Annotated in this window: 12 protein-coding genes and 1 pseudogene; 8 read left to right on the top strand and 5 right to left on the bottom strand. The window is 67.1% G+C overall.

Annotated features, from left to right (window positions below; translation table 11 throughout):
• Positions 1-108: 108 nt before the first annotated feature.
• The 8 genes from V6V88_RS02630 to V6V88_RS02595 all read left to right on the top strand — a co-directional run bounded on the left by V6V88_RS02630 (position 109) and on the right by V6V88_RS02595 (position 8,886).
• Positions 109-1,206, top strand: a complete 1,098-nt coding sequence (locus V6V88_RS02630; RefSeq protein WP_062841570.1) for an ABC transporter substrate-binding protein — start codon at positions 109-111, stop codon at positions 1,204-1,206.
• Between the two features lie 137 nt (positions 1,207-1,343).
• On the top strand, positions 1,344-3,122 hold the full coding sequence (locus tag V6V88_RS02625; RefSeq protein ID WP_338617630.1) for an iron ABC transporter permease: 1,779 nt from the start codon (positions 1,344-1,346) through the stop codon (positions 3,120-3,122).
• Positions 3,115-4,203, top strand: a complete 1,089-nt coding sequence (locus V6V88_RS02620; protein ID WP_062841568.1) for an ABC transporter ATP-binding protein — start codon at positions 3,115-3,117, stop codon at positions 4,201-4,203. Before V6V88_RS02625 ends, V6V88_RS02620 begins: the two co-directional genes overlap by 8 nt.
• Positions 4,204-4,284: 81 nt before the next feature.
• Complete coding sequence (locus V6V88_RS02615) at positions 4,285-5,184, top strand: TonB family protein (RefSeq protein ID WP_223576592.1); 900 nt, start codon at positions 4,285-4,287, stop codon at positions 5,182-5,184.
• On the top strand, positions 5,181-6,044 hold the full coding sequence (aroE, locus tag V6V88_RS02610) for a shikimate dehydrogenase (RefSeq protein ID WP_223574175.1): 864 nt from the start codon (positions 5,181-5,183) through the stop codon (positions 6,042-6,044). Before V6V88_RS02615 ends, aroE begins: the two co-directional genes overlap by 4 nt.
• 5 nt (positions 6,045-6,049) lie before the next feature.
• On the top strand, positions 6,050-6,784 hold the full coding sequence (mtgA, locus tag V6V88_RS02605; protein ID WP_223574173.1) for a monofunctional biosynthetic peptidoglycan transglycosylase: 735 nt from the start codon (positions 6,050-6,052) through the stop codon (positions 6,782-6,784).
• A gap of 93 nt (positions 6,785-6,877) precedes the next feature.
• A complete protein-coding gene (gene lptG, locus V6V88_RS02600; protein ID WP_062841566.1) occupies positions 6,878-8,056 on the top strand; it encodes an LPS export ABC transporter permease LptG in 1,179 nt (392 codons plus the stop codon).
• Positions 8,053-8,886: a symmetrical bis(5'-nucleosyl)-tetraphosphatase gene (locus V6V88_RS02595; protein ID WP_062841565.1), complete on the top strand. Its 834-nt coding sequence runs from the start codon at positions 8,053-8,055 to the stop codon at positions 8,884-8,886. The genes lptG and V6V88_RS02595 overlap by 4 nt, the downstream gene beginning before the upstream one ends.
• A gap of 1,376 nt (positions 8,887-10,262) precedes the next feature.
• On the opposite strand, the gene V6V88_RS02590 is transcribed toward V6V88_RS02595, so the two are convergent.
• From V6V88_RS02590 to V6V88_RS02570, 5 genes and pseudogenes are all read right to left on the bottom strand, one after another.
• Complete coding sequence (locus V6V88_RS02590; protein ID WP_062841602.1) at positions 10,263-11,003, bottom strand: 1-acyl-sn-glycerol-3-phosphate acyltransferase; 741 nt, start codon at positions 11,001-11,003, stop codon at positions 10,263-10,265.
• Positions 11,000-12,289, bottom strand: a complete 1,290-nt coding sequence (locus V6V88_RS02585; protein WP_338617626.1) for a dihydroorotase — start codon at positions 12,287-12,289, stop codon at positions 11,000-11,002. Before V6V88_RS02585 ends, V6V88_RS02590 begins: the two co-directional genes overlap by 4 nt.
• A complete protein-coding gene (locus V6V88_RS02580; RefSeq protein WP_062841604.1) occupies positions 12,286-13,206 on the bottom strand; it encodes an aspartate carbamoyltransferase in 921 nt (306 codons plus the stop codon). The genes V6V88_RS02585 and V6V88_RS02580 overlap by 4 nt, the downstream gene beginning before the upstream one ends.
• Before the next feature lie 21 nt (positions 13,207-13,227).
• A complete protein-coding gene (gene ruvX / locus V6V88_RS02575; RefSeq protein WP_056327418.1) occupies positions 13,228-13,629 on the bottom strand; it encodes a Holliday junction resolvase RuvX in 402 nt (133 codons plus the stop codon).
• A pseudogene (locus V6V88_RS02570) lies at positions 13,622-14,208 on the bottom strand (YqgE/AlgH family protein). The gene ruvX and the pseudogene V6V88_RS02570 overlap by 8 nt, the downstream one beginning before the upstream one ends.
• Positions 14,209-14,247 lie beyond the last annotated feature (39 nt).

The raw sequence follows: 14,247 nt of genomic DNA, 5'->3' as shown, positions 1-14,247 counted from the left end.
GCCATCGCCTGCCGCCATGACAGGACGACGACAGACGCGCACTCCTAAGATGGCTGCACGCGGGCCCCAGAGCCCGCATCAAGCCAAATCCAATCGGAGACAATACCCATGCTTGCCAAGTCCAAACTGGCGGCCGCCTGCGCCGCCGCATTCGCCATCGCCTCGGGCAGCGCCTTCGCGCAGGCTGTGCCGGCGGGCTATCCGGCCGACTACCAGAAGGTCCTGGACGGCGCCAAGAAGGAAGGCAAGGTCGTCATCTATTCGACCACCGACACCAAGGCCGCCGGCCCCATCATCAAGGGCTTCGAAGCGATGTATCCGGGCGTCAAGGTCGAATACAACGACATGAACAGCACCGAGCTCTACAACCGCTACATCAGCGAACAGGCGGCGGGCGGCGGCAGCGGCGACATCGTCTGGAGCTCGTCGATGGACTCGGCCCTGAAGCTGGCCACCGACTACGCGCTGAAGTACAAATCGCCCGAGGCCGGCAAGCTGCCGTCGTGGGCCGTCTGGAAGGATTCCGCCTACGGCACCACCTACGAGCCGGCCGTCTTCATCTACAACAAGCGGCTCATTGCCGCCAATGAAGTGCCCACCACACACGGCGCGCTGGCCAAGCTGATCGCCAGCCAGCCCGACAAGTTCAAGAACAAGGTCACCACCTACGACATCGAGAAGTCCGCGGTCGGCTTCATGCTGGCGGTGCAGGACAAGGCCAACGATCCCAAGTACTTCGAGACCCTCAAGGACATCGCCAAGGGCGGCCTGGTCGTGCAGTCGTCCACCGGCACCATGATGGAACGCGTGTCCTCGGGCGAAAACCTGATCGGCTACAACATCCTGGGTTCCTACGCGGAGACCCGCGCCAAGAACGATCCGTCGCTGGGCGTGGCATACCCGACCGACTACGCGCTGGTGCTGTCGCGCGTGGCGTTCATCAGCAAGAAGGCGAAGAACCGCAACGCCGCCAAGCTGTGGATGGACTACCTGCTGTCGCAGAAGGGCCAGGAAATCATGGCCAACCAGGCCGACCTGGCGTCCGTGCGCGACGACATCGAAGGCGACAACGACGTGGACGGCATGACCAAGAAGCTGGGCGCCTCGCTCAAGCCGATTCCGGTCGACGAAACCCTGCTGGACTACCTGGAGCAGAACAAGCGCCTGGAATTCATCAAGCAATGGCGGGCCGCGGCGGGCAAGTGATGCCCGGGCGCCGGGCGGCCTTGCTGCCCGGCGCCGCCGCAAACGCAGCGGACAGCGCGCCGTCCGCCTGACCCTGCCCCGGGGCCATCGGCCCCGGCAGCGCGGCCACCGCGTCCTTCAAGACCACAGGATTTCCCATGCAGTCATTGCGCAGAAAATGGCAGTCCCTGCCACGCGGCGTGGTGGTGCTGATCACGGCGCTCGCCATCTACGTGCCGCTGTCGTTCATCATCATCCAGAGTTTTCTCTCGGCGCCCTTCTTTGCCCCGTCCAAGACCTGGAGTCTGGACGCCTTCCGCTTCATCTTTGCGGATCCCGATTTCTACAAGGCGCTACGCAGCGGCTTCATCCTCGCGTTCGGGCTGGCGGCCATCGCCATTCCGCTGGGCGGCATGCTGGCGTTCCTGATGATCCGCACCGACCTGCCGGGCCGCCGCTGGATCGAGCCGCTGATCCTGGTGCCGGTGTTCGTGTCGCCCATGGTGCTGGGCTTCGGCTACGTGGTCGCCGCTGGCCCCGTCGGCTTTTTCTCGACCTGGACGCAGAACATTCTGGGCTTCGTGCCCTGGAACGTCTATTCGCTGACCAGCATCGTCATCATCGCCGGCCTGACGCACGTGCCGCACGCCTACCTGTACATCTCGTCGGCGCTGCGCAGCATGGGGTCCGACGTGGAAGAGGCCGCGCGGGTGACCGGCGCCTCGCCGCTGCGGGTGATGGTTTCCGTCAGCCTGCCCATGGTGCGGCCGGCCATGCTGTACGCCACCGTGCTGCTCTTTTTCCTGGGCCTGGAAGTGTTCGGCCTGGTGCTGGTGCTGGGTGACCCGGAAGGCAACCTTGTGCTGGCCACCTACCTGTACAAGCTCACCAACAAGCTGGGCATCCCGTCCTATCACCTGATGGCCGCGGTGGCCGTGGTGCTGATCTGCATGACGATCCCGCTGGTGATGCTGCAACGCCGCCTGATGCGCACCGCCAACCGCTTCGTCACCGTCAAGGGCAAGGCCTCGCGCGCGCGGCCGCTGCCGCTGGGCAAGTGGCGCTGGGTCGCGGGCGGGGTCGTGGCGTTCTGGCTGTTCGTCACCATCATCGTGCCGCTGACGGGCGTGCTGCTGCGCGCGTTCGTGTCCAACTGGGGCCTGGGCGTCTCGCTCTTTGACGTGCTGTCGATGGACGCCTTCCGTACCGTGTTCTCGCAGCCCAACCTGATGCGCGCCATCGTCAACTCGGTCGCCATCGGCGTCTTCGGCGGCGCGCTTGCGGTCATGTGCTACATGTTCGTGGGCCTGGCCATGCACCGCAAGCCGGACAATGTCACGCGCTTCATGGACTACAGCGTGCTGGTGCCGCGCGCCGTGCCGGGCCTGCTGGCCGGCCTGGCGTTCTTGTGGGTGTTCCTGTTCGTGCCGATGTGGCTGGACAAGGCGCTGGACGTGGACGAAGGCGGCTGGCTGTCGGCCCTGCCCTTCGCCGAATGGCTGCGCGAAAACTTCGTCGAATGGCTGCGCGCCCTGCGCAGCACCATCTTCAGCGTATGGCTTGCGTACACCGTCGTGTGGATGGCCTATGGCTTGCGGCTCATCTCCTCGACCCTGCTGCAGGTGGGGCCCGAGCTGGAAGAGGCCGCCCGCAGCGCCGGCGCGCGCCGCGGCCAGGTCACCCGCCACGTCACGGTGCCGCTGGCCAAGTACGGCCTGATCGGCTCGTGGCTGCTGATGTTCCTGATCTTCGAGCGCGAATACTCCACCGGCGTCTACCTGCTGTCGCCCGGCACCGAGACCATCGGCTCCATGCTGGTGTCGCTGTGGGCCTCGGGCGCCATCGACATCGTGGCCGCGCTTTCATTCATCAATATCGTTCTGGTCGTGATCGGCCTGGGCATCGCCCTGCGATTCGGAGTCAAACTTCATGATTGAGCTTTCTGTAGAAGACCTGCACCTGGACTACGGCGACAACCCGGTGCTCAAGGGCGTGTCGATGCAGCTGCGCCAGGGCGAAGTGGTGTCCCTGCTGGGGCCCTCGGGCAGCGGCAAGACCACGTTGCTGCGCGCCGTGGCCGGCCTGGAAGGCCCCAAGCGCGGCCGCATCACCATCGGCAACCGCGTCGTGTACGACGGCGCGGCCCGCCAGGAAATCCCGGCCGAAGAGCGCAACCTGGGACTGGTGTTCCAGTCGTATGCGCTGTGGCCGCACAAGACCGTGTTCGAGAACGTTGCCTATCCGCTCAAGCTGCGCAAGACGCCGGGCGCCGAGGTGCGCGAGCGCGTGCAGGCCGTGCTGGACCAGTTGGGCCTGGGCAAGCTTGGCCAGCGCCACCCGCACGCGCTATCCGGGGGCCAGCAGCAGCGCGTGGCCATCGGCCGGGCGCTGGTGTACAGCCCGCCCGTCATCCTGCTGGACGAACCCCTGTCCAACCTGGACGCCAAGCTGCGCGAGGAAGCGCGCGCCTTCCTGCGCGAACTCATCATCCGCCTGGGCCTGTCCGCGCTGATGGTGACGCATGACCAGAGCGAAGCCATGGCGATCTCCGACCGCATCCTGCTGCTGAACAACGGCAAGATCGAGCAGCAGGGCACGCCGCAGGAAATGTACGGCGCACCGTCCACCCTGTTCACGGCCGAATTCATGGGCAGCAACAACCGGCTGGACGGCAAGGTCACCGAGCTGCGGGACGGGCAAGCCCGCATCGAAGGCCCCGGCTGGTCGCTGTGGGGCAAGGCCGGCGCGGACGTCGCGGTGGGCCAGGATGCCACCGCGGTCATCCGGGTCGAGCAGGTGCGCCTGGCCGACGACCCGGACGGCAACCACGTCGACATGCCGCTGCTGACCAGCATGTACCTGGGCGACCGCTGGGAATACCTGTTCCGCACGCCGGACGCCGATCCGGCCCGCAGCCTCGCCCTGCGCGCCTACGGTCCGGAAGGCCGCGAGCCCGGCCCCTGCCGGCTTGCGCTGCCCGCCAGCAAGGTCTGGATCTTTCCCCGGCCGACCGCCTGATCCGGTCTAGACCGTCCGTCCGAGGGCTGTTACAGCCGTCGGAAGGAGCGCACCGCGCCGCTGGACTCGCCTTACAATGCGCTGGTGCAACACGCAGATTCCCCCTCGATGCTGAGCCGTTACCTGTGGTGGCTGGGCCAACCCGCCCAGCACTACCTGCGTATCGGCATCGCGATATCGCTGTTGGTGCACGCCAGCGCGCTGGCGTGGCGGTTCAGCGCGCCCGTGCAGACGCGTCCGCCCGTGACCAGCCTGGAAGTCGTGCTGCTGAACGCCCGCAGCGAGACCCCGCCTGAAACGCCGCGCACCGTGGCGCAGAACCAGATGACCGGCGGCGGCAACGCCGACCGCGGCGTGTCCACCACCCCCCTCCCCCAGACCGGCAGCTCGGCCGAGACCATCGTGCTGGAAGCCATGCGCCAGCGCCAGGTGCAGCTCGAAGCTGAACAGGCCCGTCTGATGACCCAGTTGCAGTCGCCGCACAACGCTGGCCCCGAGCGCCAGGCGGTCAATCCGTGGCCCGATGGCGCCGATGTCGGCCAGGACGCCCAGGACCAGGCCAGCGTCATCCAGAACGCCCAGGTGGCGGCGCTGGCGGCGCGGGTCCAGCAATACAGCGCCGAGCCGCGCAAACAGTTCATCGCGCCCTCCGCCGACGCGTCCCGCTACGCCGCGTATCTGGATGCCTGGCGCACGCGCATCGAGACAGTCGGCACCCAGCATTACCCCGACGAGGCCCGCGGCCGCATCTACGGATCGCTGCGCATCACGGTGTCGGTCCGCGCCGACGGCAGCATCGCCGAGGTCGAGATCGACCAGCCTTCGCCGCATGCGGTCCTGAACCAGGCGGCGCGCCGCATCGTCCAGCTGGCCGCGCCCTTCCCTCCCTTCCCGCCCGATATCGCCCGCGATACGGACGTGCTGGTCATCACCCGCACCTGGCATTTCGTCAACGACACTCTGGAAACACAGGCTCCATGACCGAGGCGATTCCTCAAGCCCGCTACGCCGTCATCGGCAATCCCATCGCGCATAGCCGCTCGCCTCAGATCCACGCCATGTTTTCGCAGCAGACCGGCAAGCCGTTGCGCTACGAGCGCCTGCTTGCCCCGGTGGATGGCTTTGCCGGCGCCGTCGCCGAATTCGTGGCGGATGGCGGGCTGGGCCTGAATGTCACCGTTCCGTTCAAGCTTGAGGCCTATGCCCTAGCGGCGGACCACCTGTCGGCCCGCGCGCGGCTGGCCGGCGCCGTCAACACCCTGTCGTGGCGCGATGGCGCCTGGCACGGCTGCAACACCGACGGTGTGGGCCTGGTCAACGACCTGCTGCGCCTGGGCGTGCGCCTGGCGGGCGCCAACGTGCTGCTGGTCGGCGCCGGCGGCGCGGCGCGCGGCGTTCTGCAGCCGCTGGCCGAGGCCGGCTGCGCCCGCATCCACATCGTGAACCGCACGGCCGCCCGCGCCGAGGAGCTGGCCGCGGCCTGGCGCGCCAGCGGCGTGTCGCCGCAGACCCAAGTCACCGCCGGCGCCCTGGCGAGCGCCGCCCTACCCGGCGGCTGGAATCTTGTCATCAACGCCACCGCCAGCGGGCTGCAGAACGCCGCCCCCGACCTGCCGCCGGGGCTGTACGCCGACGGCGGCGCCGCCTACGACATGATGTACGGCGCGCAGCCCACCGCCTTCATGCAGCAGGCCAAGGCCGACGGCGCCGCGCTGACCGCCGACGGACTGGGCATGCTGGTCGGCCAGGCGGCCGAGAGCTTTTTCATCTGGCACGGCGTGCGCCCGGATGCGGCGCCCGTCCTGACGGCGCTGCGCGAGGCGCTGGCCGCCGGTAGCTGAACGGCATGGCGACCCGAACTGGCCGCAGCGGCGGCCGAAACTGGTTCCGTATCACCACCGGCCTGCTGATGGCGCTGCTGTGCGCCGTCCTGCTGTACCAATTCTGGCTGTTCGCCCAGGTGGTCTGGTACAACTACCGCGACCCGGGCAGCAGCGCGATGATGCGCGAAGAGCTGTCGCGTCTGCGCAAGGAAGACCCGGGGATCGAGCTCAAGCACGAATGGGTGCCCTACGACAAGATCAACCGTTCACTCAAGCGCGCAGTGATCGCGTCCGAGGACGCGAATTTCACGGACCACGACGGGATCGAATGGGACGCCATCCGCAAGGCCTGGCAATACAACCAGAAACAGGAAGAAGCCGGACGCTCCAAGCGGCGCGGCGGCTCCACCATCACCCAGCAACTGGCCAAGAATCTGTTCCTGTCCGGCTCGCGCAGTTACCTGCGCAAGGGCCAGGAACTGGTCCTGGCCTACATGATCGAACACGTCATGAGCAAGGAACGGATCCTTGAGCTCTACCTGAACGTCGCCGAGTGGGGCGTGGGCGTATTCGGCGCCCAGGCCGCCGCCAAGCATTATTTCAATACCACCGCCGCCAACCTGGGCAACGCCCAGTCCGCGCGGCTGGCGGCCATGCTGCCCAATCCGCGCTTCTACGACAGCCATCGCAAGTCCAATTACCTGAACTCCCGCGTCGGCATCCTGACGCGCCGGATGCAGCTGGTCGACATCCCCTGAAAGGGGAATGGGACGATTCGATCCTCCCGGCCGTCTTCGGGCTGCGGGATTTGTTAAGCTTTCACGTTTACGCGCTCCACTCCTTTTTCCTCCATGCGTACTGCACGTCGCTACCTGGCCCGCGAGGTCTATCGCTCTTGCGCAGTGGTCCTTCTGGCCCTGCTTGGCCTCTTCACGTTCTTCGCTTTGGTGGACGACCTGGACAACGTGGGCGACAAGTTCTCCATGATGGCCCTGCTGTACATGCAGGCGCTGGCGATCCCCACCCGTCTCTATGATCTTCTGCCCATCGGGCTCCTGATCGGCGCCATCCTGGCGCTGGCGGGCCTGGCCCAGCGCAACGAACTCGTCATCCTGCGGGTCTCCGGCGTCAGCGGCATGCGGCTTCTGCGGATGCTCTGGATCGTCACCATCCCGCTGATGATCGGCGCGGGCCTGCTGTCCGAATACGTGACGCCCTGGGCCGAGGTCAAGACCGGCGAGGCCAACCTGATGTTCCGCGGCAAGGCCGGCGGCGATCGCTTGAAGAGCGGCTACTGGTTCAAGGAACCCACCGCCAACGGCGGCACCCGCATCATCAACATCGCCGAACTGAAGGGCGACGGCCAGGTGGCGGGCGTCACGCTCTACGAATTCAAGAAAGACCTGACGCTGACGGCGCTGTCCACCGCCCCCACGGGCACGTTCACGCGGGGCGACCTGGTGCTCAAGGACGTCTCCGAGACGCGCCTGGACGCCGAGGCCGCCGAGGCGCTGGCCAACGCCCGGCCGCCCAAGAATCCGCCCGCCACCGTCGTCAAGCTGCCCGAACGCTCCATCGACACCACCCTCAGCGCCGAACGCCTGCTGGCCCGCGTGCTGACCCCCGAACGCATGTCGATCGTCACGCTGCTCGACTACGTGGAATACCTGCGGGACAACCAGCTTCAATACGGCCGCCAGGTCGTCGCCCTGTGGCGCAAACTGGCCTACCCCTTCACCCTGATCGTGATGATCACCATCGCCGCCCCCATCGGCCTCATGCAGACCCGCCGAGGCGGCGTCGGCGCCAAGGTGTTCGTGGGCATCCTGCTGGGCGTGGGCTTCTTCATGCTGAACCAGCTTGCGCTGAACGTGGGTATGCTGGGCAAGTGGCCGCCCTGGCTTACCGCCCTGGGCCCGAACCTGGGCGCCATGGCGCTGGCGCTGGGCGCCATGAGCTACATGGAATACCGCCACACCATTACCCGTCTCGTCCAGCAACGTTGGCCTTGGAGCAAGAGTCCCGCATGAACGGCAGTATCTGGATGATCGGCGACGTGCAGGGGTGCTGCTCGCCGCTGGATCGCTTGCTGTCCCACCCCGAACTCGTCGGCGACCCCAAGTCGCGCTTCTGGTTCGCTGGCGACCTGGTCAACCGTGGCCCGCAGTCGCTCGAAACCTTGCGCCGCATCATCGACCTGGGCGACCGCGCCACGGTGGTCCTGGGCAACCACGACCTGCACCTCTTGGCCGCGGCCGCGGGCGTACGCAAGCCGTCCAAGTCCGACACGCTGGAATCCATCCTGCGCGCACCGGACGCCACGGACCTGCTCAACTGGCTGCGCTCCCGCCCGTTGGCGCACTTCGAACAGAACCACCTGCTGGTCCACGCGGGCACGCTGGCCAAGTGGGACGTCGCCAAGACGCTGGCCCTGGCCGGCGAAGTCCAGGATGCGCTGCGCGGCCCCAACTGGCAGAAGGCGCTTCAAAAGATGTACGGCAACGAGCCGGCCACCTGGAAGGAAGACCACAAGGGCGGCAAACGGATGCGGGTGATCATCAACGCGCTGACGCGGATCCGCCTGTGCACGCCCAACGGACACATGGAGTTCGCAACGAAGGTGACGCCGGGGGCTTGGCCGCCCGGGTTGGTGCCTTGGTTCGATGTGCCTAACCGGGCGACCCGTAACGTGACGACGGTGTTCGGGCATTGGTCGACGCTGGGGTTGTTGCAGCGGCCGGATGTGATTTGCCTGGACACCGGATGCGTGTGGGGCGGGTCGTTGACGGCTTTGCGGTTGCAGGATCGGAAGGTCGTGCAGGTTAAGTGTTCTCAGTTTCAGGATCCGATGGCGGAGTGAGGGCTGGCGGGTGTTTTGGCGGGGTTTTTTCGTTTTTCTGTTTTTCTTAGGCTGTTCTCGGTTGGATCTTCGTAGGTCGCCAGACGGCGACTGATCTTCGTGGGCCGCGTAACGTCTTCGTAGGTCGCGTCCGGTCTTCGTAGGTCGCATACCGTCTACGTAGGTCGCATACCGTCTACGTAGGTCGCCCGACGCCGCGGTCACCGTGGGCACGATCGCCCACGATTGCGGTCCGGAGCCTTCGCTCCGGACTGCCCCGTCGTCATCTTCGTCCGCCTTCGGCTCCCTTCAGATTCCCTCGGGCGCATCGACGGCGCTCGCTCCCACGGTGACCGCGACGCCGTGCTGAGAGGGTCTTTGGTTTGCGCGCTACAAGACCTGTGTTCAGGGAAGGGAATTTGCGGGGCCGCCGAATTGCTGCCGCCCGGGCGGCGGCAATCGGCATCGGGGCTGTGGGACGTCGTGAGGGTGTGCGCTTCGCGCTGGCGGTGGCTGGTTTGCTAATGGCCGCCGTCACGATGGGGGGTGGGCGGTGATGGGCGGCGCGGCGACGGGTCGCCACAGCCTGCCGATCTGTTCGCGCCGCCCATCGGGCACTTGAGTTCAAGTGACGATTAGCGGCGACTGGTGACGTTATCGCGAAGGTGCTGATCTCTCTCGCAAAGGTGTCTGACACCCCTGAAGCGCTCCTTCAAGCTTGAAGACCATCCATACGGGTGTCAGACACCTGGTGAGACGCACGCACCTACGCGCGAAGCGTCATCCCACGCCGCAAGACGCCGCGTAAGTCTCGCAAAGGTGTCTGACACCCCTGAAGCGCTCCTTCAAGATTGAAGGCTGTCTATACGGGTGTCAGACACCTGGTGAGACGCACACACCTACGCGCGAAGCGTCATCAACACGCCGCAAGACGCCGCGTAAGTCTACGGAGGCCGCCCGCGCGGCCGAACGGAGACGGGCAACGCAAGATGCTTCTAGCCAGAAAGTCTCTGCACAAAAATGCCAAGCACACCCGACCGCCCCGCCGCCCGTCAGATTTCTACTGCCAGAGTCCGGTGCGGTGGCGGCCCGGGGTGCGCGGGGCGTCGATAAGCCCGAGGGAATCCGTAGGAGTCGCCGAAGGCGAGGACGAGGATGACGACGGGGCAGTCCGGAGCGAAGGCTCCGGACCGCAATCGTGGCCCCGCGCGCCCCGGGACGACACCGTGCCGGACGCCTTAAGAACCCAACCCGCCAACCGAAGAGACCAAGCCCACCTCCAGCCCCAATCACTCGAGGCCCTTCAAATACGCGCCTCCGATTCGAGCGATTGCCGAAAGCATCTGACGTCCTAACCGCTGGCGCCCCAACCCAAGCCCGCCCTCACCCAGCCACCCTCAAAGCACCCGCAAAATCGCCTCTCTAGCCTGATGCGACAGTTCCAATCGCGTCGGCAGCGACCCATCCGGATGCCGCGCCGCCAGCGGGGGCAGGAACACCACTTCGACTGCCAATCCTGTAACGCCCAGCACGCGCCAGAGGTTCGCCACCAGTGACTCTTCGCCCACGAAGGCCGCATAGCCGCTGCGTTTGCCGTGCTGCATGAAGCGCAGCGCCACGGGTTGGATTTCCACCGCGGCTGCACGAGCCGGCTCGAACAGGCTGGCGTGGAAATGGAGCAGTTCAAAGCCTTCGCTCGTGGTGCCTTCGGGAAACAGGCCGACCGCGTCGCCCTGTTTGAAGCGGTCCTGCATCGACTCCCCCATCGCGTGGACTGCGTGGCGTTGGCCGCGTTCGATGAAGAGCGTGCCGGCGCCGGCGACCAGCCAGCCGATCACCGGCCAGGAGCGGATCTCGCTCTTGGCCACGAATGACGTCGCTCGCGCCGAGTTCAGTACGAAGATGTCGATCCAGGACACGTGGTTCGCCACCAGCAGCACCGGGCCTTCCAGGCGCGGCTCGCCTTTAAGGATTACCTGCAGGCCACAGGCTGCCATCAGCCAGCGCGACCAGCGGCGGTTCAGCCGCGCGCGGGCGGCGGGGCGCATCAGGGGGAAGACCAGGCCCACGCAAAGCAGGCCGAAAATGATCAGGGGCAGGACAAGGCTCAGCCGTAGGACAAAGCGCAGCAGCTTCAAACTGGAGTCTCCCAGGCCGGTTGGCCACCAACCATGGTGGCTCGTACTCGACCGGGCAGCATCATACCTGCGAAAGGTGTATGGACGCCGCGGCTTTGCAGCGCCGCGGGCATCACCATCCATTCCGCGTCCAGGTCCGCCAGGCACAGGTCCGCCGGCGCATCCACGCCCAGATGGCCGCAGGGGCCGAGCTGCGGTGCGACGGCGGCGAGCACCGCGGCCGGGCCGGACGTCGCGCGCGCCAGGGCGTCGCCGATGGGACGGCGGCTGTCGCGCGCCCATTTCAAAGCCAGCGACAAGAGCAGTTCGAGCCCCGTCGCGCCCGGCGCGGAGGCCGCGAACGGTTCTGCCTTGCCCCGGGCGTCAACCGGCGTGTGATCCGAGCACAGCGCATCGATCACGCCGTCAGCCAGCGCCGACTGGATCGCGTCGCGGTCGCGCTGGCCCCGCAGCGGCGGCGTCAGATGGTGATTCGTGTCGAAGAAGCCGATGTCCACGTCGGTCAGCAGCAGGCTGTTCACCGACACGTCTGCCGTGACCGGCAAGCCTTCGCGGCGGGCCTTGCGCAGCAGGTCGATACCGGCGGCGCTCGACAGGCGCGCCAAGTGAATCCGCGCGCCCGTTGCGCGCTGCAATTCGAAGATCGTGTGCAGCGCCACGGTTTCCGCCTGGGCGGGCATCCCTTCCAGGCCCAGACGCTCCGCGTACGGACCGCTTGCCACCGACGTGCCGCGCGCCAGCCACGGATCCTGCGCTCGCAACCACAAGGTCTGGCCCAGTCCGCTTGCGTATCGCATCGCCCCCCACAGCACGCGCGTGTCGGCCATGATGGACTCGCCTTGCGAAAAGGCGATGCAGCCCGCGCGCGCCAGCAGCGCCATTTCCGTCAACGTTTCGCCCGCCAAACCCACGGTCATCGCGCCCAGCGGGTGGACGGCGCACTGCCCGGCCTGCGCGTGACGCATCAGCGCCTCGACCTTCGTGGGCTCATCCAGCGGGCTTTCCGCGTCGGGCGGCATCACCAGGCGTGTCACGCCACCGGCCAGCGCCGCGCGCAACTCGGCGGGCGCGAATCCGGTGTGGCCCGCCTGCGCGACGCGCGCGGACAGGTCGATCAGGCCCGGCAGCACCGCCAGACCGCTGGCATCGATGCGGCGGTCCGCCTGAAATCCGTCCGGCGCCGCGCCGACCGCAATGATGCGGCCCGATGCGATGTAGAGATCGTGCTGACCGTCCACGCCATTTGCGGGGTCGATCAACCGGCCATTGGCAATGTGCAGTCTCATGGCGCCGCTCCGGCCAGCACGCGCAACACCGCCGTGCGCAGCGGTTGTTCAAGCGCCGCGACACCCGCCTCGGTGGGTTCAAGGCCGGCGGCGATGTCGCCATCAACCTCCACGCCAGGCACCAGCCCGCCGGCAGGCAACAGCAGCACGTCCGGCTTGGCGGCCGCCAGCGCCGCGGCCGTCAGGCCATGCGTATGGGCGTACTCGCGCGCCGACGGAAGCTGCGCGCCGCTGAGGTCTTCGACATTCAAGGGAAACACGATCACCACGTCGGCGTCGCTCAGGCCTTCGAAGAGGGTCGCGCAGGCGCGCACGCCCAGTTGCGCAAGACCGTCGGGCAGCAGCGTGCGCGGCGCGGCGGCACGTACCTCGGGCACGCCCAGCGTCGTCAGAAGATGGATGATCGAACGCGCCACGCGCGAATGGCGGATGTCGCCGACCAGCGTGACGACAAGGCTCGTGAGGTCGGGCTTGGCATCGCCAATGGCCTGCATCAGCGCCAGCGCCGGCACGGGATCGGCATGCCGGCCGTCGCCCGCATTCAGGACGCGCAGGCCCGGCGCGGCATGGGCGGCTGCGCAATGCGCCGCGCCGCTTTGGGGATGACGCAGGACCAGCACGCCCGGCGCAAGGCCCGCCACGGTTTCGGCCAGCGCCTGCCCGGCCTGCGCGTCCAGCGGCACCGGCAGCATGGACAGGCTGGCCGCGGCCACGGCGTAGGCTTCGCGGTCCGCGGCATCCGTGTCGGGCAGGCAAAGAAACACCGGCATTTCCGGCGCGGCGGATGGCGGCGCATCACCGGCGGCCGCGTGTCCGCGCGCCATCTCGAGCAGCCGCTCGACGTGACGGCGGGGCAACCCTTCCGTGGTCAGCAGATGCGCGAGTTCGCCGCGTCGATCGAGTTGCGGATTGAGCATGGGCAAGACATGCCGCGGCCGTCAGGCCGCGGGCAAGGCGTCAAGGTAGCGTTGCAGGATAACAGCCGCGGCCATTGCGTCGTCCGCGGCATGCGTGCCGAGCAGGCGCTGGGCCTCCATGCTGGAGCCGCGTTCGTCGACCAGTTCGACGGCGATGCCGAAGCGGCCGTGCAACTGGTTGGCAAAGCGGCGGCAGCGCGCCGTGGCAGGTTGTTCGCCGCCCTCGGCGTCCAGCGCCAGTCCGACGACAACGCGGTGCGGCTGCCATTCCTGCAAAAGCGCCGCGATGCGGCCAAAGCGCGCGTCGCGGACCTCGCTGAAAATGATTTCAAGCGGACGCGCCTGGCGCGTCAGCGTATTGCCGATGGCAATGCCGATCTTCTTTTCGCCGAAATCGAAGGCAAGCAGGGTTTCTTCAGGCATGTCCAGCGTCGCCGGCCAGCATCACGGGATCGATGCCCAGCAGCTTGAGCGCGGCGGGATAGCGTTCCTCGGGCGGCACGTCGAAGATGATGTGCGCGTCCGCGCCCACGCTCAGCCAGGCATTCTGGCCCATCTCGCTTTCCAGCTGGCCCGCGCCCCAACCGGCGTAGCCCAGCGTCACAAGCATGCGCGCGGGGCCGTTGCCGTCGGCCACGGCCTGCAGCACGTCGCGCGATGTGGTCAGCGCCATGTCGCCCAGCTTGATGCTGGAACTGTAATCGCCGGCCGGCGCGTGCAGCACGAAGCCGCGATCGGTCTGGACCGGTCCGCCAAAAAGACGAGCGTGTCCTTGACCGGTCCGATCTCGAGCGTCAGATCGATGCGCTCGAACAACGTGCCCAGCGTCAGGTCGGTGGGGCGGTTGATGACCAGCCCCAACGCGCCGCGGTCCGTGTGCTCGCACACGTAGATGACGGAACCCGCCAAGCTGCCCTCGACCATGCCCGGCATGGCGATCAGGAACTGGTTGGCGAAATTGGCCGCCTGCGCCGCAGCGCTTTCGGTATGTTTTTCCGTCATGGCAACCCCTTCATGGGTAGTCTGTGAAAACCGTTCGGA

This window comes from Achromobacter sp. E1, from assembly GCF_037039475.1.
In the GTDB taxonomy this organism is placed as follows: Bacteria; Pseudomonadota; Gammaproteobacteria; order Burkholderiales; family Burkholderiaceae_B; genus Achromobacter; species Achromobacter mucicolens.
The sequence above is the reverse complement of the archived record's forward strand: the minus strand, read 5'-3'. Positions and strand labels throughout refer to the sequence as shown.

Coding starts and splice junctions, on each gene's coding strand:
- lptG (WP_062841566.1), top strand. CDS start 6,878: ATGCGTACTGCACGTCGCTACCTGGCCCGCGAGGTCTATCGCTCTTGC.
- V6V88_RS02580 (WP_062841604.1), bottom strand. CDS start 13,206: ATGCTCAATCCGCAACTCGATCGACGCGGCGAACTCGCGCATCTGCTG.
- mtgA (WP_223574173.1), top strand. CDS start 6,050: ATGGCGACCCGAACTGGCCGCAGCGGCGGCCGAAACTGGTTCCGTATC.
- aroE (WP_223574175.1), top strand. CDS start 5,181: ATGACCGAGGCGATTCCTCAAGCCCGCTACGCCGTCATCGGCAATCCC.
- V6V88_RS02620 (WP_062841568.1), top strand. CDS start 3,115: ATGATTGAGCTTTCTGTAGAAGACCTGCACCTGGACTACGGCGACAAC.
- V6V88_RS02595 (WP_062841565.1), top strand. CDS start 8,053: ATGAACGGCAGTATCTGGATGATCGGCGACGTGCAGGGGTGCTGCTCG.
- V6V88_RS02630 (WP_062841570.1), top strand. CDS start 109: ATGCTTGCCAAGTCCAAACTGGCGGCCGCCTGCGCCGCCGCATTCGCC.
- ruvX (WP_056327418.1), bottom strand. CDS start 13,629: ATGCCTGAAGAAACCCTGCTTGCCTTCGATTTCGGCGAAAAGAAGATC.
- V6V88_RS02625 (WP_338617630.1), top strand. CDS start 1,344: ATGCAGTCATTGCGCAGAAAATGGCAGTCCCTGCCACGCGGCGTGGTG.
- V6V88_RS02585 (WP_338617626.1), bottom strand. CDS start 12,289: ATGAGACTGCACATTGCCAATGGCCGGTTGATCGACCCCGCAAATGGC.